The following is a 23432-nucleotide window of genomic DNA, read 5'->3' as shown; positions in this document are numbered from 1 at the left end:
GCGCCTTTCGGTTTCCGTCCGCGGGCTCCGCCGGCGCGAACGAGAAGACCGGCCCGCGTGGCGGCGGACCGGTCGTCGGCTGAGCGGGTGCCGATCAGGCGTCGAGCTTCTCCATGACCTCGTCGGAGACGTCGAAGTTGGCGAAGACGTTCTGCACGTCGTCGCTGTCCTCGAGCGCGTCGATGAGCCTGAAGACCTTGCGCGCGCCGTCCTCGTCGAGCGGGACGTTCATGGTCGGCAGGAAGCTCGACTCGGCCGAGTCGTAGTCGATGCCCGCCTCCTGCAGCGCCTTGCGCACCGGCACCAGGTCGCCGGCCTCGGAGACGACCTCGAACGACTCGCCCAGGTCGTTGACCTCCTCGGCGCCCGCCTCGAGCACCGCGACCAGCACGTCGTCCTCGGACAGCCCGTTCTTGGGCACGATCACGACGCCCTTGCGGTTGAACATGTACGACACCGAGCCGGGGTCGGCCAGCGAGCCGCCGTTGCGGGTCAGGGCGACGCGCACCTCGGAGGCGGCGCGGTTGCGGTTGTCGGTGAGGCACTCGATGAGCACAGCGACGCCGCCGGGGGCGTAGCCCTCGTACATGATGGTCTGCCAGTCGGCGCCGCCGGCCTCGAGGCCGCCGCCGCGCTTGCGGGCCCGCTCGATGTTGTCGTTGGGCACGGAGTTCTTCTTCGCCTTGAAGATGGCGTCGAAGAGGGTGGGGTTGGCATCCGGATCAGGGCCACCGGTCCTGGCCGCCACCTCGATGTTCTTGATGAGCTTCGCGAACAGCTTGCCGCGCTTGGCGTCGAGTGCGGCCTTCTTGTGCTTCGTCGTCGCCCATTTGGAGTGGCCGGACATTACCTAGAGCTCCCTCACCATGTTTACGAAGTATTCGTGCACGCGAGTGTCCCCGGTCAGCTCGGGGTGGAACGATGTCGCGAGCAGCGGTCCCTGGCGGACCGCGACGATCCTATCGCCCGGGGGCGCGGTGGCCAGAACTTCGACCTCGGAACCCACCGATTCCACCCAGGGGGCGCGGATGAAGACGGCATGCACATCAGCGCCGGCGAAGGACAGATCGGACTCGAAGGAGTCGACCTGCCGACCGAAGGCGTTGCGCCTGACCACCATGTCGATGCCGCCGATCGTCTGCTGCCCGTCGATGCCGTCCTGGATGCGGTCGGCCAGCATGATCATGCCCGCGCAGGAGCCGTAGGCGGGCATGCCGTCCTTGATCCGCATGCGCAGCGGCTCGAGCATGTCGAAGATCTCGGCGAGCTTCCATATCGTGGTGGACTCCCCGCCGGGGATGACCAGTCCCTCCACGGCGTCGAGCTCGGCGGGCCTGCGCACGGCCGTGGCCTGCGCGCCCGCCTCCTCCAGCATGTGGACGTGCTCGCGCACGTCTCCCTGGAGCGCGAGTACACCGATCTTGGGCACGGTCGTCCTTCCTTCGTGGTCCGGGTTTCGCCTAGATTCAACACCAGGGCGGCCCGTGCTCTTCCTACAGGGCCACCCTGACCGCCATCGGCAGGTGGTCGGAGCCCCTGGCTTCCCTGCCGACCCAGCACCTCAGCACGCGGCCCTTCGGCGCGAAGAGGTAGTCGATCTTGCGCTTCTTCACGTAGGTCCACCGCATGCGCGGATCGCACTCGTCGTAGGAGCCGTAGGCGGCGACCCTGCCGGGCGTGAGGTTCAGATCACCGCCGAAGACGCTGGTGTGGCCCGCCTTCGGCGCGGCCGCCATCAGCTGCCTGACCTGCTTGTGCCGGTACGGCGCGCCGCGCTGGGCGTCGTCGTTGGCCATGCCGGACGACAGGTGGGTGCCGCAGGCCCGCACCTTGACGGCGGGGATCGTCGCGCACAGCGCGGCGCGCCTGGCGAACCAGGGCGGGGAGGTCAGCGGCACGGTCTCGAAGGCGGCCGCGTGGTCGGCGACCGCGACCGTGACGCTCTGCGCGCCGCGCGGGCGGCCGTTTGTGTCGGGATGGCAGTCGTACGACCTGCCCTGCGCCGTCGTCAAACCCCATGACCTGACGGTCCAGCTCCTTCCGGTCCGCCATTCGAGCCACTGCTCGAGCGTGCCGGTGGCGCCGGTGCAGAACTCCTGCAGGAAGATCACGTCGGGGTCGCCGAGGAGATGGTCGCTGATGTGCCACGCCAGTTCCTGCGGGCTTCTGCGGTACAGCTCGCAGGCGGCGTTGGTGCCGGTGCACACGTTCCAGGTCATCACCGTGATGACGGCTTGATCCAGCATGAACCGTTATGCAACCACTTCCTGGAAGGTGTGGTCCACATCCACGCGTGCCAGGGAGCGCAGATGGTTCAGCGCGGGCAGGGCGGCGGCGAGGGCCGCTCACTCGTCGTCGGTGAGGGCGTCGAGCTCGCGGGCGATGAAGGCGACCCAGGCCTCGCGGACGGCGCGCTGGCGGGCGCGGCCCTCCTCGGTGAGCTCGACGGTCCTGACCCTGGCGTCGGCGGGGTCGCTTCCCCTGGCGACCAGGCCCGGGTCCTCGAGGCGGTTGATCTGGACCGTCATGGTGGGCAGCCGGACGGCGTGCTCCTCCGCCAGCTCGGTCATCCTGCGGGGGCCGTGTTCCAGCGAGCCGAGAACGGCGTGGAAGGAAGGCGGCGCCCTCCGAGAGAGCGCCGCCTCCGCTGAGTCGGGATGGGCGTCAAGGACGCTCGGTCTCCAGGCGGACGGTCTCCTCGGCGGTGATGTCGGGCAGGGACCTGAGCGACGGGTCGAGGGGCCTGAGATAGGTCTGCTGGACGCCGGGCACCCTGTCCTCCACGACGAAGGTGGCCTTGGTGTGCACCGCGGCTCCCGGCGTCTGCACCTGGGGGACGACCCTGAAGTCGGCCGTCATCAGCTCCTTCTCGATCTTCGTCAGGACGTAGCCCCGCTGGTTGTTGTAGAACTTCAGGTGCGGGTTGATCTTCAGGAACGCGTGCTTGGCGGGGTCGGAGTCCGCGCCGTTCCCGCCGGTGCTGATCGAGGTGGCCACCAGCTCGGAGCCGACCGAGGGCCCCGTCGGGTCGTCGTAGTTCAGCTTCAGGTCGCTGGCCCAGTGGGCGTGCACGTCGCCGGTCAGCACGACGGGGTTGCGCACGCCCGCGTCGATCCAGCCCTGGGTGATGCGCTGGCGGGAGGCGACGTAGCCGTCCCACGCGTCCTGGCTGGTGACCTTCACCGGGCCCGCGTTGTTGTCACGCTGAGCGAAGAAGACCTGCTGGCCGATGATGTCCCACTGCGCCCGCGAGTGACGGAAGCCGTCCAGCAGCCACGCCTCCTGCTCGGCGCCGGTGATCGAGCGCGCGGGGTCGACCGCCGCGGGGCAGTCCCTGTAACCGTCGCCGCAGCCCTGGTCGTCGCGGTACTGACGGGTGTCGAGCATGTGGAAGGTCGCCATCCGCCCCCACCGGATCCGCCGGTAGAGCTGCATGTCGATGCCACGGGGAATGGAGGTACGGCGCAGCGGCATGTTCTCGTAGTAGGCGCGGAAGGCGGCCTCGCGACGCTGCAGGAAGTTCGGCTGCGGGATCTCCGGCTTCTCCGGCACCTCGTCGGCCCAGTTGTTGTCGATTTCGTGGTCGTCCCAGACGACCAGCCAGGGGGCGGCGGCGTGCGCGGCCTGGAGGTCGGGGTCGGCCTTGTACTGCGCGTGGCGCTGGCGGTAGTTGGCCAGCGTCTCGGTCTCGGGGCCGTCGTGGTGGCGGACGTTGCCGCCGGGGATGGTGTAGGTGTTCTTGGTGTACTCGTACTGGTAGTCGCCCAGGTGCAGGACCAGGTCGGGGTGCTCCTCCGCCAGGCGGCGGTAGCTGGTGAAGAAGCCGTGCTCGTACTGCGCGCACGAGACGAACGCCATCGCCAGCGCCCCGCCGTACGCCAGGGGGTGCGGGGCGGTGCGGGCGCGGCCCACCGGCGAGACGTAGGGGCCGACGCGGAAGCGGTACCAGTACTCCCTGTCGGAGGAGAGGTTCTCGACCTCGACGTGCACGCTGTGCCCCCACTCGGGAGCGGCCATCGCCACGCCCGCGCGGACCACCCTGCGGCAGCGCTCGTCGGCGTAGACCTGCCACAGAACGGGGAACGGGCGCTGCGGCATGCCGCCCATGCCGTCCTCGGCCAGGGGCTGCTGGGCCAGGCGGGTCCAGATCACGAAGCCGCCGTGGTCGGGGTCGCCCGAGGCCACGCCGAGCGTGAACGGGTCGGAACGCAGCCCGCGCGAGGCGAGCGTGGCCGCGCTCTCCGCGGAGGGGTCGGCGGCGGGGGCGGGCAGCGGGTCGGCGGAGGCGGCGGCAGGAAGCGCGGCGGTGGCACCTGCCGCGAGTCCGGTGACGAGGAAGGAGCGGCGGTTGAGCTTGGACACGGGTGCTCCCGGGGCGATCTAGGGGGGACGCCCGTAGCCTTGCGGAGGATCATGACTCCGCGGTTAACACCACCTGTCACACAAACGGCGAAATTTATCAGCAGTCACATCATCGGCGGAGATTTCCTACCAACCGCCCTTCGGTCACCCCTGGCCCAGCGGAGCCGGGACCCGGACCGACGGCGTGCGGGTGAGGGAGGACGCCTCCAGAGGCAACGAAAAAGCGGCACCCCTCACGGGATGCCGCTTGTTCCGGGAAACTTCCTACCAGCCGCGCTCAGCCAGGCGGTGGGGCTGGGGGATCTCGTCGACGTTGATGCCGACCATGGCCTCGCCCAGACCGCGGGAGACCTTGGCGAGGACGTCGGGGTCGTCGTGGAAGGTGGTCGCCTTCACGATCGCGGCCGCGCGCTTGGCGGGGTCGCCCGACTTGAAGATGCCGGAGCCGACGAACACGCCCTCGGCGCCGAGCTGCATCATCATCGCGGCGTCGGCCGGGGTGGCGATGCCGCCCGCGGTGAACAGCACGACGGGCAGCTTGCCGCTCTTGGCGACCTCGACGACCAGCTCGTACGGCGCCTGCAGCTCCTTGGCCGCCACGTAGAGCTCGTCCTCGGGCAGCGAGGCGAGACGCTTGAGCTCGCCCCTGATCGTGCGCATGTGGGTGACGGCGTTGGAGACGTCGCCGGTGCCGGCCTCACCCTTGGAGCGGATCATCGCCGCGCCCTCGGTGATGCGGCGCAGCGCCTCGCCCAGGTTCGTCGCGCCGCACACGAACGGCACGGTGAACTGGAACTTGTCGATGTGGTTGGCGTAGTCGGCGGGGGTGAGGACCTCCGACTCGTCGATGTAGTCGACGCCGAGCGACTGCAGGACCTGCGCCTCGACGAAGTGGCCGATGCGGGCCTTGGCCATGACGGGGATGGAGACGGCGCCGATGATGCCGTCGATCATGTCAGGGTCGCTCATCCTGGAGACGCCACCCTGGGCCCTGATGTCGGCGGGCACACGCTCAAGGGCCATGACGGCGACCGCCCCGGCGTCCTCGGCGATCTTCGCCTGCTCGGCGTTGACGACGTCCATGATGACGCCGCCCTTGAGCATCTCGGCCATGCCGCGCTTGACGCGCGCGGTTCCGGTGACGGGGCTGGTAGACACGGTCTTCCTCACAACGGCAGGTCGGTAAGTTCTCAAGCCCATCGTAGGTCCTTAACACTCCGTTTCCCGACACACCACCATGTCAGGGTCGAGCACGGGTTTTGTACGTTAAGGAATGACAGGCTTGCGGCTGGCGAGCGCGACCCAGACCTGGCCTGGGGCGAAGTTCATCGGCTCGCCGCTCGCAGTGGTGAACGTCGTGCCGTCCTCTTCCGATTCCCTCGACCACTTGGCCTTGTAGGCCTTGCCTTCGCGCAGCACGATCGCCGAGCCCTTGCCCACCGTGTGGACCAGCGGCGTGTAGCTCTGGTTCTTGTCGTGGAACTCCGAGCGCTCGGTCTTGGTGTACTGGATGACGATCGTCGGCGCGCCGAGCTGCCCGCCCTCGGCGGCCATGTTCTTCTTGCCGTCCTGCCAGATCAGCCACTGCTTCTTCGTCTCGGACCAGCCGAAGGTGAAGGTCGCGGCGGGCCACTTGACCGTCCACGTCTTCTTCTCCACCCCGCCCTCGGCAGGGGCCTCGCCGAAGGTGAAGCCGATGTCCTTGGCCTTGGTCGCCTTGGGCGCCTTGGCCAGCAGCTGCCTGGTGTTGGCGAACAGGTTGTAGGGGGCGTAGCGGCCCGGCTGGCGGAAGAACGCGCCGGGGTTGCGGGTGTCGCCGACGTCGAACAGCGAGGCCTCGGCCACGAACGGCAGCATCTTGGTCTGGACGCCCGAGTAGGCGAAGGCGGGCTTGCCGAACTGCGGCGTGATGTGCAGGTCGGAGATGCGGGCGCTGCGCACGGGGCCGACCTTGGCGGGCAGCTTGGAGGAGAAGACCGCCATCAGGCGGGTCAGTCCAGCCTCGACCTGCTCGACGTAGACGATGTCGGCGCTCTTCAGCCCGAGCTGGGGCTTGCCCGCCGCGGTGTTCTCGATCTTCACCGCCAGGACGGGCTTGAGCTCCTCGTACGGCAGGCCCGTGAACGGGTGCCCCTTCTCCTCGGGCGCCGCGGAGGGGTCGGCCGTGGCCGCCTGCGGAGCCTTCGAGGGCGTCGCCGCGCCGCCACCGCTGGAGCAGGCCACGACCGGGCCGAGCACCGCCAGCGTCACCGCGATCATTCGGGGTATCCGCACCCTGCCAACTCCTCCGTTTGACCAAGAAAACGGAACGAAGCTTACCGGGCTCCCCAAATCGGGTCATTCAGTTGCCATGGTCTCCGGCGGATTGTCATCAATCTCGAAGAATTGCGGGAACTCGGTGCGTCCTGCCAGGCGGAGGGTGCGGGCCAGCCAGCGGCGCTGGGCGGTGCGGGTGACGCCGACGGCGTTGTTGAAGAAGCTGCGAGCGTAGACGACCTTGGCGACGGCGGCGTCGAGCTCCTCCAGCAGGGAGCGTCCGCCGGGCGACTCGGAGAGCTTCTCCCTGAAGCGCTCCTGGTCGACCGCCGCGCGCAGCGCCCTGGAAAGGTCGCTCTCGGCGTGTTCGCGTTCGTCGGGGCCCGCCGTACGGGCCTCGTGGGCGGCGGCGGCCAGCACCAGCGAGGTGGCGGGGTCGAGCAGGCGCGAGCCCGCGAGCTCGAGGACGACGGCCGAACGCCTGACCAGCGCGACGTCGAGGGCCTCGCGAGCCAGCTCGAGCCTGATGTGCAGGCGGTCGAGACGGCCGGCCCGCCAGGAGACGTAGACGGCGGCCAGCACCACGAGGATGCCGACGATGAGGACGATGACGGTGGTGCTCATGTGAGGGAGTCTTCCTCCACCCTGCCCGCGCTGGCGGTGACGGTCTCGTAGACGCGGACGACGTCGCGGGCGACGGTGGACCAGTCGTACTTGCGCACCGCCACGCGCGCCTCGTCGGACAGCTTGGCCCTGCGCTCGGGGTCGGCGAGAAGCTTGCGGGCCTCGTCGGCGAGCGCTTCGGCGTCGCCGTTGGCGAACAGCGCGCCCGCCTGTCCCTCGCCCAGCACCCTGCGGAAGGCGGGGATGTCGCTGGCCAGCACGGTGGCCCCCGCCGACATGGCCTCGGCCAGCACGATGCCGAAGCTCTCGCCGCCGGTGTTGGGCGCGACGAAGACGTCGACGGAGTGGTAGGCGCGGATTTTGTCCTGCTCGCTCACCATGCCGAGCAGCGTGACCCTGTCGCGGATCGACTTGGGGATCTTGACCTCGCCCGGCCCCGCGATCAGCAGTCTGGCCTCGGGGATCAGCTCCATCGCCTCGAGCAGCACGGGCAGGCCCTTGCGCGGCTCGTCCATGCGGCCGAGGAAGCCGAGTGTCCTGCCGTCGGGGCCGAAGCCCTCCAGCGGCTCGGCCTCGGTGTAGCGGCTGACGGTCACCCCGTTGGGGATCAGCACGGTGTCGCCGCCGAACTGCTCGACCAGGCTCTTGCGCGCGGCGTCGGAGACGGCGATGCGCCCGCTGAGCTTCTCCAGCGCGCTGCGCAGCATCGGCTCGGCGATCGCGATGGCCCGCGAACGGGTGAAGGAGGCGTGGAAGGTCGCCACGATCGGACCCTTGGCGGCCCAGCAGGCCAGCACTCCCAGGCTGGGCACCAGCGGCTCGTGGATGTGCAGGACGTCGAAGTCGCCCTCCTGGATCCAGCGGCGCACCCGCGCGGCCGAGATGAAGCCGAACGACATCCTGGCCACCGACCCGTTGTAGGGCACGGGCACCGCCCTGCCCGCCCCCGTGACGTAGGGGGGAAGCTCGGCGTCGTCTCCGGCGGGCGCGATGACCGACACCTGGTGGCCCTGCGCGATGAGCGCCTGGGCCAGGTCGTCGATGTGCTGCTTGACCCCGCCCGGCACGTCCCACGAGTAGGGGCAGACGATGCCGACGTTCACTTGGGGTCCTCCAGCCACAGGCGCTGCAGCATGTGCCAGTCTTCGGGGTGCTCGGCGATGCCCTTCTCGAACACCGTCACCAGGCTCTGCGCCACAGCGGCCGTGCGCTCCTGGAGCGTGCCGTCGGTGGGGACCGGGACCTCCTCGTGGATGCGCAGCCCCCAGTCGTCGCCCTCGAACCACAGGATCGCGGGAAGCAGCGCCGCCCCCGTCTTGACCGCCAGCAGCGCGGGGCCGACGGGCACCTGGGTGGTGGCGCCGAAGAACTCCACCTTGACGCCGTTCTTGGTCAGGTCGCGCTCGGCGGGCAGGCAGACGATGCCGCCCTTACGCACGCGCTGGGCCAGGGTGCCGAAGTTGTGCCCCGCGCCGCCGGTCAGCGGAAGCACCTCCATGCCCAGGCTCTCGCGGAAGGCGACGTAGCGGCGGTAGAGCGACTCGGGCTTGAGCCGTTCGGCCACGGTGGTGAAGCCGTGACCGCTGCCCGTCAGCCACGCGCCCGACTGGTCCCAGTTGCCCATGTGCGGCAGCGCCAGCACGACGCCCCTGCCAGCGGCCACGGTGTCGAAGATGTTCTCGGCGCCCGTCACGTGCGTGCGCCGTACGACCTCGGCTCGGTCCATCTTCGGCAGCAGGAAGATCTCGTGGAAGTAGCGCAGGTAGGAGCGCATGCCCGCGCGGCTGAGCGCGCGCAGCTCGGCGCTGTCCTCGCCCAGGCCCGTGACCCTGGCCAGGTTGTGCTCGAGGCGGCGCACGCTCGGCCCCCGCCTGCGCCACGCGCTGTCGGCCACGGCCCTGAAGGCGGCCGCGGTCGGCTTCTTCGGCAGGTACGGCAGCAGCGTCCAGCCTGCCGCGAACCCCGCGGCCACCACGCGGTCCTGAAGGGAGGTCATCGCGCTCCAATCTGGCGATGGACATGTACTACCCGCTGCACGACCGTGATCGCGCTGGCGGCGGCTAGCAGCCACATGCCGAGGGGCAGGATGTACGGCACGCCCAGCCCCGAAAGCCCCGCGGCCACCAGGCCCACGACCAGCCGCTCAGGGCGCTCGGCCAGACCGACGTCGCAGGTGAGGCCGAGACCCTCGGCCCTGGCCTTGACGTAGGACACCAGCGCCCCCGCCACCAGGCAGAACAGGGCGACGGCCGCCATGAGCAGGTCGCGCTGGACGAAGAAGTAGATGATGAGCCCGGAGAAGATGGCCGCGTCGGCCAGGCGGTCGAGCGTGGAGTCGAGGAAGGCGCCCCACGTGGTGCCCCCGCCGCCGCCCATGCGGGCCACGACGCCGTCGAGCAGGTCGAACAGGACGAAGATCGTGATCGCCAGTGAGCCCCACCACAGCTGGCCCATGGGGTAGAACACCAGGGCGCAGATGACCGTGCCCAGTGTGCCGATCGCCGTGACGGCGTTGGGGCCGATCCCGCGCTGGACGAGTGCCCTGCCCAGCGGGGTGAGTATCCGGGTCATGGCCGGGCGCAGGAGTTTGAGCATCGCGCTCTGATCGTAGGCCATCTCGGCCCCTTGCACTTCTTTGCCTCACCCCCCTTGTGATATTCGCCACACGGGTATTTGGTGAACTAACCGCGTCCTATGCGGTGACTCCGCTGGATGCGACGCCGACAGACTCCAGATACCCATCCGAACGACGAACAGGACGGCGCGCGCCGTACCCCCGCGAGCCCGTCCCACGGAAGCGGAGGCGAAGTGGCTGAGAAGCACCACGGCGCGGCCATAGGAGCCGCGGGCAGGGCACCAGCGGCCGACAGGGCGGACGCGATACGCAACGTCGTACTGGTCGGCCATTCGGGAGCGGGCAAGACCACCCTCGTCGAGCAGTTGCTCGTGGCCACCGGCACCATCCAGCGCATGGGCCGCGTGGAGGACGGCACCACCGTCAGCGACTTCGACGAGATCGAGGTGCGCCAGCAGCGCTCGGTGAACCTGTCGGTCGCGCCCATGGTCCACAACGGAATCAAGATCAACCTTCTCGACACCCCTGGCTACGCCGACTTCGTGGGCGACCTGCGGGCCGGGCTGCGCGCCGCCGACGCCGCCCTGTTCGTGGTCTCCGCCACCGACGGCGTGGACGGGCTGACCCGGATGCTGTGGGAGGAGTGCAGCCAGGTCGGCATGCCGAGAGCGGTGGTCATCACCAAGATCGACCATCAGCGGGCCGACTTCGACCAGGCGCTCGCCGAGTGTCAGGACGTCTTCGGCGAGGGCGTCGCGCCCCTCTACCTTCCCGTCGTGACCAACGGGCACGTGGCGGGGCTGATCGGGCTGCTTTCGCAGAAGTTCTACAACTACGCCACGGGCACCCGCACGGAAAGGGAGCCCGGCGCCGAGTACGAGGACAGGATCGAGGAGTACAGGGGCGCCCTCATCGAGGGCATCATCCAGGAGAGCGAAGACGAGTCGCTCATGGACCGCTACCTGTCGGGCGAGGCGATCGACACCAAGGTGCTGATCGACGACCTGGAGAAGGCGGTCGCGCGGGGCAACTTCTACCCCGTGCTGGCCAGCGGCCTCGGAGTGGGCGCGCAGGAGATCCTGGAGGGCATCACCCAGGGCTTCCCCTCTCCGCTCGAGCACCCGCTGCCCGAGATCACCACGCTCGACGGCAAGCCGGTGACCGTCAAGGCCTGCGACCCCGACGGGCCGCTGGTGGCCGAGGTGGTCAAGACGACCAGCGATCCGTACGTGGGCAGGATCAGCCTGGTGCGCGTGTTCTCGGGAACGCTGCGTCCCGACATGACCGTCCACGTGTCGGGCCACGGCCTGGCCGACCGGGGCCACGAGGACCACGACGTCGACGAGCGCATCGGCACGCTGACCTGCCCGCTGGGCAAGCAGCAGCGCGCCATCGGCAAGGGCGCTCCAGGCGACATCGTGGCGGTGGCGAAGCTGGCCAGGGCCGAGACGGGCGACACGCTGTCGGAGCCCGAACGCCCGCTGCTCATGACGGCGTGGACCATGCCCGAGCCGCTGCTGCCCGTGGCGATCAGGGCCAGGTCGAAGGCCGACGAGGACAAGCTGTCACAGGGCCTGGCGCGGCTGGTCGCCGAGGACCCGACCCTGCGGCTGGAGAACAACGCCGAGACCAGGCAGCTGGTGCTGTGGTGCATGGGCGAGGCCCACACCGACGTCCTGCTCGACCGGCTGGCCAAGCGCCACGGCGTGGAGGTGGAGCGGGTGCCCCTGAGGGTGCCGCTGCGCGAGACCTTCGGAGGCAGATGCCAGGCGATGGGCCGCAACGTCAAGCAGACGGGCGGTCACGGCCAGTACGCCATCTGCCACCTGGAAGTCGAGCCCCTGCCGTCCGGCGGGGGTTTCGAGTTCGTGGACAAGATCGTCGGTGGCGTGGTGCCCAGGCAGTTCATCCCGTCGGTGGAGAAGGGCGTGCGCACCCAGATGGAGCGGGGCGTGCTGGCCGGATACCCGATGGTGGACGTGCGGGTCACGCTCTACGACGGCAAGGCGCACTCGGTCGACTCCTCCGACATGGCCTTCCAGATCGCGGGCTCGCTCGCGCTGAAGGAGGCCGCGGCCAAGGTGGCGACGCTGCTGCTCGAACCGGTCGACGAGATCGCGGTGCTGGTGGCCGACGACCACGTCGGCGCGGTGATGTCCGATCTGTCCAGCAGGAGAGGCAGGGTGCTCGGCACGGAGCCCGTTGGGACGGGCAGGACATTGGTGAAGGCCGAGGTGCCGCAGCTGGAGATCACCCGCTACTCGATAGACCTCAGGTCGATGTCGCACGGCACGGGAAGCTTCCAGCGGACGTTCCTGCGCTACGAACCACTGCCTTCCCACCTGACAGACAAGGTGACAGCGGAGGACTGACACCCCTCGACAGGGGGAGGGTAACGCCCTCCCCCTGAGTCACACTTGAATCACAAATCCATTTCGTTTTTTGGTCGAAGCACCCCAGAGGCGATGTCACACTGGGGGACTATGCGTAACGGACGACCTCTGCTAGCGGCCTCCGCCGTCGCGATCGCCGCCACCGCCGCCGCCTACGCCTTCGGCGGCCCCGGAGCCGAAGCCGCCGCTCCCAAGGGCAGGGTGGCCGCACCCGTCAAGGCCACGGAGAACTGCGTGGCCGACGCCCGCTACCCCAAGCGCCAGCTGCGCGGGGTCTGGATCGCCACGGTGAAGAACATCGACTGGCCCTCGGCCACCGGGCTGAGCCCTGCCAAGCAGCGGGCCGAGTACGTCCGCATCCTCGACAACGCGGTCAAGCGCAACCTCAACGCGGTCTTCGTGCAGATCAGGCCGGCCTCAGACGCGCTGTACAAGTCGCCGTACGAGCCGTGGTCGCAATACCTCACCGGCACGCCGGGCAAGGACCCCGGCTGGGACCCGCTGCCCTTCCTCACCGCCGAGGCGCATAAGAGGAACCTGGAGTTCCACGCCTGGTTCAACCCCTACAGGGCCGCCTACGACACCAACACCGCGAGGCTGCCCGCCTCCCACCCCGCCCGTCAGCACCCCGACTGGCTGGTGAAGTACGGCGACCTGCTCTACTACAACCCCGGCCTGCCGCAGGTGCGCGAGCACGTGGTGAAGGTCGTCACCGACGTCGTCAAGCGCTACGACATCGACGGCGTGCACTTCGACGACTACTTCTACCCCTACCCCGGCGGCGGCGGCGCGTTCAACGACACCGCGGCCTTCAGGCGCTACGGCGACGGCGCCAAGCTGGCCGACTGGCGCAGGTCCAACGTCAACAAGCTCGTCGCCCAGGTGCACAAGGCCGTCCACGCCACCAAGAACGACGTCAAGTTCGGCATCAGCCCCTTCGGCATCTGGCGCAACAAGGCCCAGGACCCGTCCGGCTCGGCCACCGCGGGCATGTCGGCCTACGACTCGGTCTACGCCGACGCGAGGGCCTGGATCAAGGCGGGCACCGTCGACTACGTGATGCCGCAGCTCTACTGGCCGCGCGGCTTCCAGGCCGCCGACTACAAGGCGCTGGTGCCGTGGTGGGCCAACGAGGTCAAGGGCACCGACGTGCGGCTGTACATCGGCCAGGCGCTCTACCGGGTCGGCGCCACGGACGTGCCCGCCTGGACCAAGGCCGGTGAGCTGCCCGCGCACCTGAAGCTCAACCGCTCCTACAAGCAGGTCGACGGCGACGTCTACTTCAGCGCCAAGCAGATCGGCGCCAACCCGCTGAAGGTGATGGACCGCCTGGTCAAGGAGCACTACGCGCGTCCCGCGCTGCTGCCCCTTCCCAAGGGCCAGAAGGGCGACGCCCCCGCCAAGCCGTCGGGCCTGAAGGCCCAGGGCTCGGTCCTGAAGTGGAACGCGGTGCCCGGCGCCCGCTCCTACGCCGTCTACAAGGTGCCCGCCTCCGGCGAGACCTGCTCGGCGACCGACTCGCGCAACCTGGTCGCCGTCGTCTCGGGTCCGTCCTTCGCCACCAAGGCGCCAGGGCAGTACCTGGTCACCTCGCTCGACCCGCTCACCCGCGAGAGCGCGCCCTCCGAGGCGACCGTCTCTCCCGTCTGATCCCTTTCGTACGGCAGGCGGCCCCACGCGCGTCCTTCTCAAGGTCGGCGCGTGGGGCCCGTCTCGTGATAGGGCTGGACGTATGCCTGCCGTACCTCAGCGCCTGTCATGGGCCGTCGAGACCCTGGCCGTCGCGCCCGGCGACCGCCTGCTGGAGATCGGCTGCGGTCCTGGAGTGGCGGTGTCCCTGGTCTGCGACCTGCTGACCACCGGCACGATCACCGCCGTCGACCGCTCGGCCACCGCCGTCGAACGGGCCGGCGCCCGCAACGCCCGCCACCTCGAGTCGGGCAGGGCCAGAATCCTGCGCGCCTCCCTGGAGGAGCTGCGGCTGGACGGCGAGCGGTTCGACAAGGTCTTCGCGGTCAACGTGAACCTCTTCTGGACCCGCGACCCCGCCCGCGAGCTGGCCCACATCTCCTCGCTGCTGGCCTACGGCGGGGAGCTCTCGCTGTTCTACGAGCCGCCCTCGGCCGAGCGCGCGAGCGCCCTCGCCGCCGACCTCACCCGGACACTGTCCTCGCACGGCCTCACCCCCACCGTCGTGCGCGGGGGCGAGCGACTGGTGTGCGTGCGCGCCTCGTAGGCTGGCCGGCGTGAACGTCGAGACCGTCGAGTGGGACGACCCCTCCGCCGAGGCCCTGCGCGCGGCGATGTCGCGAGAGATGGACGAGCGCTACGCCGACATGGCCGGCTTCGACTTCCCCGAGGACTTCTCCGTCGCGCGCGACAGCGTCGTCTACACCGGCCTCGCCCGCACCGAGGAGGGCCTGGCGGTCGGCCACATCGCCCTGCGCAGGCTCGGCGGCGAGCTGGAGATCAAGCGCATGTACGTCGCCCCAGGGCACCGCGGCAACGGCGTCGCCGTGGCGCTGCTTGAGGCGGTCGAGAGCGCCGCGGCGAGGGCGGGCGCCGGGCGGGTGGTGCTGCAGACGGGCGACAGGCAGCCCGACGCGGTGCGCCTGTACGAGCGCGAGGGTTACACGCGCATTCCCGTCTATCCGCCCTACCACCTGGTCCCCAACTCTCTCTGCTACCAAAAGCGCGTCACCTGACGACGACGACGCGGTGTAGCGTGCCCTGCGACGATGTCGAGCTAGTGGAGGAGTCGCGGGTGAGGCGGACCCTGGTGGTGCTGGCCGTACTGGTCAGCCAGATGCTGCTGGGCTGGGCCCCTGCGCACGCCGACGACAAGGAGCGCATCGCTCTGATCGGCGTCTCGGGCCTGCACTGGAGCGACCTGACCCAGGCCGACACCCCGAACCTGTGGGAGCTGGCGGGCGCGAGCGCCATCGGCTCGATGTCGGTGCGCACGGTCGGCAACATCACCTGCCCCTACGACGGCTGGCTGACGGTCTCCGCGGGCACCCGCTCCGCGGCCGGATACCGCTGCGGGCCTCCTCCGCTGCCCGAGCCGCAGGGCAAGGGCGCGGTCATCCCCGACTACGACTACCTGCTCAAGGTTGCCGACCAGCGCAACGCGGGCCTGCTGGGCGAGACCCTGGCCAAGGCGGGCGAGTGCTCGATCGCCATCGGGCCCGGCGCGGCGCTGGGGCTGGCCGACCGCAAGGGCGCGGTCGCCACCTACTACGCCTCCCCCATCCAGATGCGGGAGCAGGAGCTCGAGCGCTGCCGCGTCGTCGCCATGGACGTCGACGACCTGATCAGGCCGTACTTCACCGGCGAGGGCAAGCTGCCGACGGTGCCCGACAAGCTGTCGGCCCAGGACCGCAGGGCCGCGCTCCGGCTGGCGGACGCCAAGGCCGGCGCGCTGCTGGCCGTCCTGCCCGAGAGCACCACCGTCGTGCTGGCGGGCATGTCCGACCACGGCTCGGTGCCGCACCTGCGCGTCGCCGCGCTGCGCGAGCCTGGGGCCCACGGGCGCGAGCTGGGCGCGGCCTCCACCCGCCGCGACGACATCTCGATCCTGCCCGACCTCACCACGACCGTGCTGACCAGGCTCGGCGTGCCGGTGCCCGACGCCATGGTCGGCCAGCCGCTGCGGATCGGCGACCCCGGCGCGACGTTCGAGCGCATGGCCGAGTCCGACGAGACCGCCCAGACGATGCGGTCGGTCAAGGGTTTGTTCTTCATCGTCCTGGCGGTGCTGCAGGTCCTGTTCTACGCGGTCGCCTTCCTGCTGCTGCGCCGCCGCAGGGGCCTGCGTGCCGTACGGCTGGCCGCCGTGGCGCTGGCGGCGCTGCCCATCACCTCGATCCTGGTGAACCTGCTGCCGTGGTCGAGCGCGGCGGAGCTGTTCGGCGGCATGCTGGCCTGGCTGGTCGTCCTCACCGCCCTCGCCTTCGCAGGGCCGTGGCGGCGCAGCCCCCTCGGCCCCCTCGCGGTCGTGGCCGGCGCCAGCGCCGCCACGCTCGCCGCTGACCTGCTGACCGGCACCACATTGCAGCTCAACAGCTTCATGGGCTTCAGCGCCGAACAGGGCGCCCGCTACTACGGGCTGGGCAACATCCCGTTCGCGCTGCTGGCCACCGGCACGCTGCTGACCTCCACGGTGATCGCCCACCGGCTGTCACGGCCGTGGGGCGCCGCCGTGGTGGCCGTGCTGGGCACGTTCGCGATGGTGCTGGGCGGCTCCGGCATGGGCAGCGACTTCGGCGGTGTGATCGCCTTCGTGCCCGGCATCGCGGTGACGGCGCTGCTGATCCTCGGCAAGCGGATCTCGCTGGTACGGCTGGCCCTGTTCTGTGTGGCGGGCGGCGTCGCCGTGACCGGGTTCGCGGTCGCCAACTACCTCAGGCCCGCCTCTGAGCAGTCGCACCTGGGCAGGTTCGTCGGGCAGGTGCTCAGCGGCGAGGCGATCGACGTGATCGTGCGCAAGCTCGTCGCGATGCTCAGCACGCTGCTCAGCCCGACCCTCATGCCCGTGGTGATCGCCGCGGTGGCCTTCCTCGTCTACGCCGTCATGCGTCCCGAGCAGGCGACCGCAGGGGTGCTTCCCGCCGCCTTCACCTACTCACCGGCGCTCAAGGCCGGGCTCATCGGCACCCTGGTCAGCGGCGTGGTCGGCACGCTGGTCAACGACTCGGGCGCCGCGGTGCTGTCCATGGCCCTGGCGCTGGCCATCCCGCTGGTGCTCTCCGCGGGCATCGCCGCGCTCCCCGGCGAGGCCCCTGCCGAGGAGCGCCCGCTCGTCAAGGTGTGATCCACGCCTTGACGAGCTCGTGCGGCGGGTTCGTCAGGACGTGGGCCAGGCGTCGGCCAGCATCGTCCTGGTGTCGCGCAGGAGCTGCGGCAGGACCTTGGTGTGTGCCACCACCGGCATGAAGTTGGTGTCGCCGCCCCATCTGGGCACCACGTGCTGGTGGAGGTGGGCGGCGATGCCCGCGCCCGCGACGTGGCCGAGGTTCATGCCGACGTTGAAGCCCTGGGCGCCGCTGGCCTTGCGCAGCGAGCGCAGCGCCCGCCTGGTGAAGTCGCCCAGCTCGGCCATCTCGGCGTCGTCCAGCTCGTCGTAGTCGGAGACGTGGCGGTAGGGGCAGACCATCAGGTGGCCCGAGTTGTAGGGGTAGAGGTTCAGCACCGCGAACACGGCCGAGCCCCTGGCGACGATCAGCCCCTCCTCGTCGCTCATCTTCGGGATCTCGCAGAACGGGCAGCCGTCGCCCGCTCCCTCGCCGCTCGGCTTGTTCTCCCCCTTGATGTAGGCCATGCGATGCGGTGTCCACAGGCGCTGGAAGTTGTCCGGCGCCCCCGCCCCAGCCTGCTCCATCGGCTCACTCTCCTGCATGTTCAGCAAGCATAGGACCCCGAGTCACCGGACAAACGGGGAGGACATCCGGCACAATCCCAAACAGCCACAAAGGAGACGACGATGAGTGAAGCCATAGCTGAGGAGACCTCGGTTCCCGAGACGCCCTCACCCCTGCCGCCGAACCCGGCGTGGCGCGCCACGCCGTCCCTCGGGTCGGCCTGGACCGCAGCTCCACCGGCGGAAGACCACCCCACCCTCGACCCACCCTCCACCTCAGCCTCGGACTGGGACCCTGCCTCGAACTGGGACTCGTCTTCGAGCTGGGACTCGTCCCCGGCCTCGGTGCTCGACTCCGACTCGACGCTGGAATCGCCCCTCGAGTCCGGCTCAGGCGCGCAGTCCTCCTCCGACCTCGACGCCGGCTCGGACCTTGACACCGGCCCGGCCTTCACCTCGGACTCAGACGTCAGCGCGGCCTCGACCCCGGACGTGTCCACCGACTCCGACCCCGAATCAGGCTCGGACTCTGGCTTGGGCTCGGACTCAGGCTCGGGCTCGGACTCGGACTCGGGTGCAAGTTCGGGTTCGCACTCAGGCTTGGGCTCGGACTCTGGCTCTGGATCAGGGTTGGGCTCGGGATCAGGGTTGGGCTCGGGCTCGGGTGCAAGTTCGGACTTGGACCCGGGTTCGGGGTCGGGTTCAGCCTTCACCTCCGACTCTGACCTCAGCTCGGGCTCGATCCTGGCCATGGACACCGACTCCGGCCCCGACTCCGGCCCCGACTCGGGTTCCGGTACCGGTTCAGGCTCGGACTCGCGTTCAGGCTCGGGCTCGGGTTCGGGTCTCAGCATGGGCTCCCACGCGGAGGTGGACTCCGGCTCGGACCTCGGCTCCGGCTTCCGCTCGCGCTTCGGCTCCGGGTTGGACTTCGGTTCCGCCTCCCGCTCCCGTAGCCGTTCCGGTTCGGACCTCGAGTCCGGCTCCACTTCGCACAGGGGCTCAGGATCCGACCTCGGTTCCAGGTCCCCCTCGGGCATCGGCGCGGAGACGTCCGCCCGGTCGGCGCGCTCCGGTGGGGAGTCGACTTCTCGCCCGTCCAAGGCGACTGACGCCACCACCACCGCCGCCGTCGTGAAGGGACGCATCAAGGTCGCCGACGAGGTGGTCGAGAAGGTGGCCGCGCTCGCCGCCCTCTCCGTGCCCGGTGTGGCCGACATGGGAGGGGACCCGGCTCGGGCCCTCGAGTCCGTCCGAGACCAGGCGGGGAGCGGCGCCCGCCACCGCCACCAGGGCGTCAACGTGCAGATCCACGAACGGCAGGTCGCGGTCGACGTCGCGGTCGTCGTGGAGTACGGGCACGTGGTCATGGAGGTGGCCGCCGAGGTCAAGACCAACGTCGCCACGACCGTCAGCCGGATGCTGGGCATGCGGGTGACCGAGGTGAACGTCACCGTCGACGACGTCCGCCTCCCCGGCGAAACCCACCTGGAATCCGCCCCCGAAGGCGAGTCCGTGTAACCGCGCGCCCCTCAGAAGACGGCCCCCGTCTCTAACCACAGCCCCGGGCCTCCCCCTTGAGAGATCCGCCCAGCTCCGGTACGACGGCCCCGGCCGCCGGAGACGACGAGTCCCGGACACGGTACGCTCGCGCCCCCGCAGGGGGCTGCCCGCCTTCTCAGAGACCGGTCTCCTGAACCCGGCGCGGCGGGCGTGTCTCAGGTGGACGCCCCTCGCGGGCCGGTGCACCTTCCGGACGAGGGCTCTACTCGAGGCACAACTCCGCTCTCCAGGCGGTCTCTCACGAGGGGGCCGGGTCGGGCCCAGAGGCTGGGGCCGACCATCGGGCCTGAGCCCCGCCATCGGGCTGAGTCCGGCCAGGGCTGAGTCCGAGGGCTGAGTCCGAGGGCTGAGTCGGGCAGGGGGTGGATCCGAGGGGTGGATCCGGCAGAGGGTGAACCCGGCAGAGGGTTGGGGCCGAGGGGTCCCGAGGGTGGGTCCGGCCAGAACGGGTGGTCCGAGGGCAGCGTCCCAGGGGTGGGTCCTAGGTGGTCCAAGCAGGCGGGCTTCAGTTGGGCGGCTTCGGTTCTCAGGGCTGCCGCCTCGGTGTGAGCTGGTGCGGATGACCATGGGGGCGTCGTCCGGGAGTGGTTACGCTGGCCGTACCGAACCGAGATCATGGAGGACACGATGGCCGAGCAGCTGGAGCCCATGCCCACGGACTGGCGGCGGGCGCTGGCGATCGTCGCGCACCCCGACGACCTGGAGTACGGCTGCGCCTCGGCCGTCGCCAGGTGGACCGCCGAGGGCCGTGAGGTGGCGTACCTGATCGTCACACGCGGCGAGGCGGGCATCGACACGCTCGAACCCGCCAAGGCGGGGCCGCTGCGCGAGCAGGAGCAGCGCGCCTCCGCGAGCGTCGTCGGGGTGTCGGAGGTGGAGTTCCTCGACCACGCGGACGGGGTCATCGAGTACGGCACCGCCCTGCGCCGCGACCTGGCGGCGGCCATCCGCAGGCACCGTCCCGAGTTGCTGATCACCCTGAACTTCGCCGACACCTGGGGCGGCGTGCACTGGAACACGCCCGATCACCGCGCGGTGGGCAGGGCGGCGGTCGACGCGGCAGGGGACGCGGGCAACCGGTGGATCTTCCCCGAGGCGGGTGGCGAGCCATGGGACGGCGTGCGGTGGGTCGCGGTGGCGGGCGACCAGCACCCCACGCACGCCGTGGACGTCGCCGACACGCTGGAGCACGGCGTGCGCTCCCTCCTGGAGCACCGCAGCTACATCGAGGCGCTGACCGACGAGGACCCCGAGACCTACTGCAGGAGCTTCCTCGGGACCATCGCCCAAGGGGCGGCGGAGAGCTTCGGCGGCCGTCCAGCCGTCACCTTCCGCCTCTACGCCCGCTGACCCACCCCGCCCGCCTCGCCCGGTGAGGCGGGACCCCACGACCCCGCCAAAACCCAGCCGGACGGCCTGGCGCGAAGAGGCCCACGAGAGGCCGCGGCAGCCGACGTCCGCGTGGAGGAGCCGGCGACGCGAAGACCGTGGAGGTTGCGACCTGCGAGGACCTCGCAGGAACCTGGCAAAGCGCAGGCCGCGAGAGCAGTACCGCGCGGAGGCATCAAGGTTTCTGGAAGCCGGACGCAGGGCCGGTCGGGCGCTGAGGCCCGACCGGAAGAAAGCGGCGGGCCCCGGACGCCCGAGGAGCGCCGGGGCCCGCCGCTTCACTCAGACCTGGACGCGGCGCTCCACCGCGTTGACGATCTCGGCGATGGCGTCCTCGACGGGCACGCCGTTCTTCTGCTCGCCGCTGCGGTAGCGGAAGGAGACCGCGCCGTTGGCGATGTCGTCGTCACCGGCGAGCAGCATGAAGGGCACCTTGGCCTTCTGCGCGTTGCGGATCTTCTTCTGCATGCGGTCGTCGGCGGTGTCGACCTCGACCCTGATGCCGCGCTCGCGCAGCTTCTTGGCCACGTCGTGCAGGTAGGGCGTGTGCGCCTCGGCGATCGGGATGCCGACGACCTGCACAGGCGAGAGCCACGGAGGGAACGCGCCGGCGTAGTGCTCGACCAGCACGCCGAGGAAGCGCTCGATCGAGCCGAACAGCGCCCTGTGGATCATGACGGGCGTCTGCCTGCTGCCGTCGGCCGCCTGGTACTCGAGCCCGAAGCGCTTGGGCTGGTTGAAGTCGAGCTGGATGGTGGACAGCTGCCAGGTGCGCCCGATGGCGTCCTTGGCCTGGACCGAGATCTTCGGCCCGTAGAAGGCCGCGCCTCCCGGGTCGTCGACCAGCTGGAGCCCGGACTCCTCGGCCGCCTGGCGCAGCGCCGCGGTGGCTTCGTCCCAGTCGGCCTGCTCGCCGATGAACTTGTCGGAGTCGTCGCGGGTGGACAGCTCCAGGTAGAACTCCGACAGGCCGAAGTCGCGCAGCACGCTGAGCACGAAGGCCAGCAGGCTCTTGATCTCCCCGCCCATCTGCTCCTTGGTGCAGTAGATGTGGGAGTCGTCCTGCGTCATGCCGCGCACCCTGGTCAGGCCGTGGACCACGCCCGACTTCTCGTAGCGGTACACCGAGCCGAACTCGCACAGCCGCAGGGGCAGCTCGCGGTAGGAACGCCCGCGCGCCCTGAAGATCAGGTTGTGCATGGGGCAGTTCATCGGCTTGACGCGGTACTCGGTGTTGTCGAGCTCGAAGGGCGGGAACATGTCCTCGCCGTACCACGGCAGGTGACCCGAGGTCTCGAACAGCTGCGACTTGGTGATGTGCGGGGTGTTGACGAACTCGTAGCCCGACTCGCCCTGCCGCCTGCGCATGTAGTCCTCCATCTCCTTGCGGATGATTCCGCCCTTGGGATGGAAGACCGGCAGCCCGCTGCCCAGCTCCGGCGGGAAGCTGAACAGGTCGAGCTCGGCGCCGAGCTTGCGGTGGTCGCGCTTCTCGGCCTCCTCCAGCAGGTGGAGGTATTCGTCCTGCTTGTCGCGGCTCTCCCACGCGGTGCCGTAGATGCGCTGCAGCTGCGGGTTCTTCTCGCTGCCGCGCCAGTAGGCGCCGCCCGAGCGCATGAGCTTGAAGGCGGGGATGGCCCTGGTGGAGGGCAGGTGCGGCCCTCGGCACAGGTCCTTCCAGCACAGCTCGCCGCTCTTGGGGTCGAGGTTGTCGTAGATGGTCAGCTGGCCCTCGCCGACCTCGACGCCGGCGCCGTCGTCGGAGGAGGCGGCGCCGCCCTTGAGGCCGATCAGCTCCAGCTTGTACGGCTCGGCGGACAGCTCGGCGCGCGCCTCGTCGTCGGAGACCTCGCGCCTGGAGAACTGCTGGCCCTGCTTGACGATCTCGCGCATGCGCTTCTCGACGCGCTTGAGGTCGTCGGGGTGGAAGGCCTGCTCGACGTCGAAGTCGTAGTAGAAGCCGTTGTCGACAGGCGGCCCGATGCCCAGCTTGGCCTCGGGGAACAGCTCCTGCACCGCCTGCGCCATGACGTGCGCGGTGGAGTGGCGAAGGATGGCGCGCCCGTCGGGCGAGGAGACCTCGACCGGCTCGACCACGTCGCCGTCGGCGGCGTGGGAGGCCAGGTCGCGCAGTTCGCCGTTGACGCGGGCGGCCACGACGGTGCGGCCGTCGGCCTCCAGGGCCTCGCCGTACGTCGTGCCGGCCGCGACCACACGCTCGGCTCCGGCGAGGGTGATATGCAGCTCGGCTGACACGGTGACTCCTTGGATAGCGGCGTTGGTCGGTGGACAACGATGCTATCGCGGGTCGTAACCCAGCCTGGTCAGCTCCTCGCGGCTGCCGTGGAAGACGTTGCGGTCGAGCGGGCTGTTGTCGTACTGGTGGATCTTCCAGTCGCGCCATGGCGAAGGCACCAGGGGGTCGCCCTTGGGCCTGCCGGGAGAGGCGATCCAGAGCGGGTGTTCGCCCAGGCCCGCGCAGTTCCCCGCGCGGGCGAACCACGCGTGGGTGTAGATGAAGGGGCGCATGCCCGTGTGCCTCTCGACCATCCTGCACCAGCGCCTGGCGAACGCGGCCACCTCGTCGGCGGGCAGGCCGTCGTGGGACTCGAGGTCGAGCGCGACCAGGTCACCCCTGCGCAGCCCGCCCGTCTGCTGGATCGTGCGCAGGAAGTGCCTGGCCTGGTCGGCGGGGTTCCCCTTGGGTCTGGCGAAGTGGTAGGCCCCGCACACCAGCCAGTTCTCTCGCATGCGCTGCCAGTTGCGGTCGAACCACTTGTCGGTGTAGGTCACGCCCTCGGTCGCCTTGGCGAACGCGAAGGAGACGCCGTCGTCGGCATGGTCGCCCCAGTCGACGTTTCCCTGCCAGTTGGACACGTCTATGCCGTGCAACACCCGTTCCACCTTGCCG

General features: G+C 70.0%; 22 protein-coding genes. 7 read left to right on the top strand and 15 right to left on the bottom strand.

Annotated elements, in window-relative coordinates:
* Positions 1–94 precede the first annotated feature (94 nt).
* The 11 genes from ABFX55_RS16385 to pgsA form a co-directional block, all read right to left on the bottom strand.
* Positions 95–847, bottom strand: a complete 753-nt coding sequence (locus ABFX55_RS16385; protein ID WP_183662180.1) for a YebC/PmpR family DNA-binding transcriptional regulator — start codon at positions 845–847, stop codon at positions 95–97.
* 3 nt (positions 848–850) lie between these two features.
* Positions 851–1375 carry a pyridoxal 5'-phosphate synthase glutaminase subunit PdxT gene (gene pdxT, locus ABFX55_RS16380; protein WP_428834768.1) on the bottom strand — a complete coding sequence of 175 codons (525 nt, stop codon included), beginning with the start codon at positions 1373–1375 and terminating at the stop codon, positions 851–853.
* 118 nt (positions 1376–1493) lie between these two features.
* Complete coding sequence (locus tag ABFX55_RS16375; RefSeq protein WP_346121879.1) at positions 1494–2246, bottom strand: endonuclease/exonuclease/phosphatase family protein; 753 nt, start codon at positions 2244–2246, stop codon at positions 1494–1496.
* A 99-nt stretch (positions 2247–2345) separates the two neighbouring features.
* The gene (locus ABFX55_RS16370; RefSeq protein WP_346122009.1) at positions 2346–2750 is read right to left on the bottom strand and encodes a MarR family winged helix-turn-helix transcriptional regulator; all 405 of its coding nucleotides are present in this window, start codon (positions 2748–2750) and stop codon (positions 2346–2348) included.
* The gene (locus ABFX55_RS16365; protein WP_346121877.1) at positions 2665–4362 is read right to left on the bottom strand and encodes an alkaline phosphatase D family protein; all 1698 of its coding nucleotides are present in this window, start codon (positions 4360–4362) and stop codon (positions 2665–2667) included. The genes ABFX55_RS16370 and ABFX55_RS16365 overlap by 86 nt, the downstream gene beginning before the upstream one ends.
* Before the next feature lie 264 nt (positions 4363–4626).
* On the bottom strand, positions 4627–5562 hold the full coding sequence (gene pdxS, locus ABFX55_RS16360; protein ID WP_346121875.1) for a pyridoxal 5'-phosphate synthase lyase subunit PdxS: 936 nt from the start codon (positions 5560–5562) through the stop codon (positions 4627–4629).
* Positions 5563–5628: 66 nt separating this feature from the next.
* Positions 5629–6636, bottom strand: coding sequence for a DUF3048 domain-containing protein (locus ABFX55_RS16355; protein WP_346121873.1), 1008 nt, complete (start codon positions 6634–6636; stop codon positions 5629–5631).
* 63 nt (positions 6637–6699) lie between these two features.
* Positions 6700–7242 (bottom strand): hypothetical protein, encoded by a 543-nt coding sequence (locus tag ABFX55_RS16350; protein ID WP_183662190.1) that lies wholly within the window; start codon positions 7240–7242, stop codon positions 6700–6702.
* Positions 7239–8345 carry a glycosyltransferase family 4 protein gene (locus ABFX55_RS16345; protein WP_346121871.1) on the bottom strand — a complete coding sequence of 369 codons (1107 nt, stop codon included), beginning with the start codon at positions 8343–8345 and terminating at the stop codon, positions 7239–7241. Before ABFX55_RS16345 ends, ABFX55_RS16350 begins: the two co-directional genes overlap by 4 nt.
* Positions 8342–9238 (bottom strand): phosphatidylinositol mannoside acyltransferase, encoded by an 897-nt coding sequence (locus ABFX55_RS16340; RefSeq protein WP_346121870.1) that lies wholly within the window; start codon positions 9236–9238, stop codon positions 8342–8344. Before ABFX55_RS16340 ends, ABFX55_RS16345 begins: the two co-directional genes overlap by 4 nt.
* Positions 9235–9858 carry a phosphatidylinositol phosphate synthase gene (gene pgsA, locus ABFX55_RS16335; RefSeq protein ID WP_346121868.1) on the bottom strand — a complete coding sequence of 208 codons (624 nt, stop codon included), beginning with the start codon at positions 9856–9858 and terminating at the stop codon, positions 9235–9237. Before pgsA ends, ABFX55_RS16340 begins: the two co-directional genes overlap by 4 nt.
* A gap of 192 nt (positions 9859–10050) precedes the next feature.
* Between pgsA and ABFX55_RS16330 the strand changes: the two genes are divergently transcribed.
* From ABFX55_RS16330 to ABFX55_RS16310, 5 genes are all read left to right on the top strand, one after another.
* Positions 10051–12189, top strand: coding sequence for an elongation factor G-like protein EF-G2 (locus ABFX55_RS16330; protein WP_346121866.1), 2139 nt, complete (start codon positions 10051–10053; stop codon positions 12187–12189).
* A 111-nt stretch (positions 12190–12300) separates the two neighbouring features.
* On the top strand, positions 12301–13860 hold the full coding sequence (locus ABFX55_RS16325; protein ID WP_346121864.1) for a glycoside hydrolase family 10-like protein: 1560 nt from the start codon (positions 12301–12303) through the stop codon (positions 13858–13860).
* Between the two features lie 82 nt (positions 13861–13942).
* Positions 13943–14446 (top strand): class I SAM-dependent methyltransferase, encoded by a 504-nt coding sequence (locus ABFX55_RS16320; protein WP_346121862.1) that lies wholly within the window; start codon positions 13943–13945, stop codon positions 14444–14446.
* A gap of 10 nt (positions 14447–14456) precedes the next feature.
* Positions 14457–14915, top strand: coding sequence for a GNAT family N-acetyltransferase (locus ABFX55_RS16315; RefSeq protein WP_346121860.1), 459 nt, complete (start codon positions 14457–14459; stop codon positions 14913–14915).
* A 59-nt stretch (positions 14916–14974) separates the two neighbouring features.
* A complete protein-coding gene (locus ABFX55_RS16310) occupies positions 14975–17023 on the top strand; it encodes a hypothetical protein (RefSeq protein ID WP_346121858.1) in 2049 nt (682 codons plus the stop codon).
* Between the two features lie 33 nt (positions 17024–17056).
* On the opposite strand, the gene ABFX55_RS16305 is transcribed toward ABFX55_RS16310, so the two are convergent.
* Both ABFX55_RS16305 and ABFX55_RS16300 read right to left on the bottom strand, forming a co-directional pair.
* Positions 17057–17608, bottom strand: coding sequence for an HIT family protein (locus ABFX55_RS16305; RefSeq protein ID WP_183662204.1), 552 nt, complete (start codon positions 17606–17608; stop codon positions 17057–17059).
* 2 nt (positions 17609–17610) lie between these two features.
* Positions 17611–18423, bottom strand: coding sequence for a hypothetical protein (locus tag ABFX55_RS16300; RefSeq protein ID WP_346121856.1), 813 nt, complete (start codon positions 18421–18423; stop codon positions 17611–17613).
* 280 nt (positions 18424–18703) lie between these two features.
* Between ABFX55_RS16300 and ABFX55_RS16295 the strand changes: the two genes are divergently transcribed.
* Positions 18704–19090: an Asp23/Gls24 family envelope stress response protein gene (locus tag ABFX55_RS16295; RefSeq protein ID WP_346121854.1), complete on the top strand. Its 387-nt coding sequence runs from the start codon at positions 18704–18706 to the stop codon at positions 19088–19090.
* Positions 19091–19759: 669 nt separating this feature from the next.
* On the top strand, positions 19760–20482 hold the full coding sequence (locus ABFX55_RS16290) for a PIG-L deacetylase family protein (protein WP_346121852.1): 723 nt from the start codon (positions 19760–19762) through the stop codon (positions 20480–20482).
* A gap of 321 nt (positions 20483–20803) precedes the next feature.
* Here ABFX55_RS16290 and thrS read toward each other — a convergent pair whose 3' ends face one another.
* On the bottom strand, positions 20804–22777 hold the full coding sequence (thrS, locus tag ABFX55_RS16285; RefSeq protein ID WP_379479262.1) for a threonine--tRNA ligase: 1974 nt from the start codon (positions 22775–22777) through the stop codon (positions 20804–20806).
* Positions 22778–22819: 42 nt separating this feature from the next.
* A complete protein-coding gene (locus ABFX55_RS16280; RefSeq protein ID WP_346121850.1) occupies positions 22820–23416 on the bottom strand; it encodes a glycoside hydrolase family 25 protein in 597 nt (198 codons plus the stop codon).
* Positions 23417–23432: the final 16 nt, after the last annotated feature.

It is taken from the genome of Nonomuraea roseola, from assembly GCF_039535395.1.
GTDB lineage: Bacteria > Actinomycetota > Actinomycetes > Streptosporangiales > Streptosporangiaceae > Nonomuraea > Nonomuraea roseola.
Note: the sequence above shows the minus strand (reverse complement) of the source record. Positions and strands in the feature narration are given on the sequence as shown.

Bases quoted from the DNA above. Each gene is read 5' to 3' on its own strand.
- ABFX55_RS16385 (WP_183662180.1), bottom strand. From the start codon at position 847: ATGTCCGGCCACTCCAAATGGGCGACGACGAAGCACAAGAAGGCCGCA.
- pdxT (WP_428834768.1), bottom strand. From the start codon at position 1,375: ATGCTGGAGGAGGCGGGCGCGCAGGCCACGGCCGTGCGCAGGCCCGCC.
- ABFX55_RS16375 (WP_346121879.1), bottom strand. From the start codon at position 2,246: ATGCTGGATCAAGCCGTCATCACGGTGATGACCTGGAACGTGTGCACC.
- pdxS (WP_346121875.1), bottom strand. From the start codon at position 5,562: ATGGGCTTGAGAACTTACCGACCTGCCGTTGTGAGGAAGACCGTGTCT.
- ABFX55_RS16350 (WP_183662190.1), bottom strand. From the start codon at position 7,242: ATGAGCACCACCGTCATCGTCCTCATCGTCGGCATCCTCGTGGTGCTG.
- ABFX55_RS16340 (WP_346121870.1), bottom strand. From the start codon at position 9,238: ATGACCTCCCTTCAGGACCGCGTGGTGGCCGCGGGGTTCGCGGCAGGC.
- pgsA (WP_346121868.1), bottom strand. From the start codon at position 9,858: ATGGCCTACGATCAGAGCGCGATGCTCAAACTCCTGCGCCCGGCCATG.
- ABFX55_RS16325 (WP_346121864.1), top strand. From the start codon at position 12,301: ATGCGTAACGGACGACCTCTGCTAGCGGCCTCCGCCGTCGCGATCGCC.
- ABFX55_RS16320 (WP_346121862.1), top strand. From the start codon at position 13,943: ATGCCTGCCGTACCTCAGCGCCTGTCATGGGCCGTCGAGACCCTGGCC.
- ABFX55_RS16305 (WP_183662204.1), bottom strand. From the start codon at position 17,608: ATGCAGGAGAGTGAGCCGATGGAGCAGGCTGGGGCGGGGGCGCCGGAC.
- ABFX55_RS16300 (WP_346121856.1), bottom strand. From the start codon at position 18,423: ATGCTGAGACCCGAACCCGAGCCCGAGCCTGAACGCGAGTCCGAGCCT.
- ABFX55_RS16290 (WP_346121852.1), top strand. From the start codon at position 19,760: ATGGCCGAGCAGCTGGAGCCCATGCCCACGGACTGGCGGCGGGCGCTG.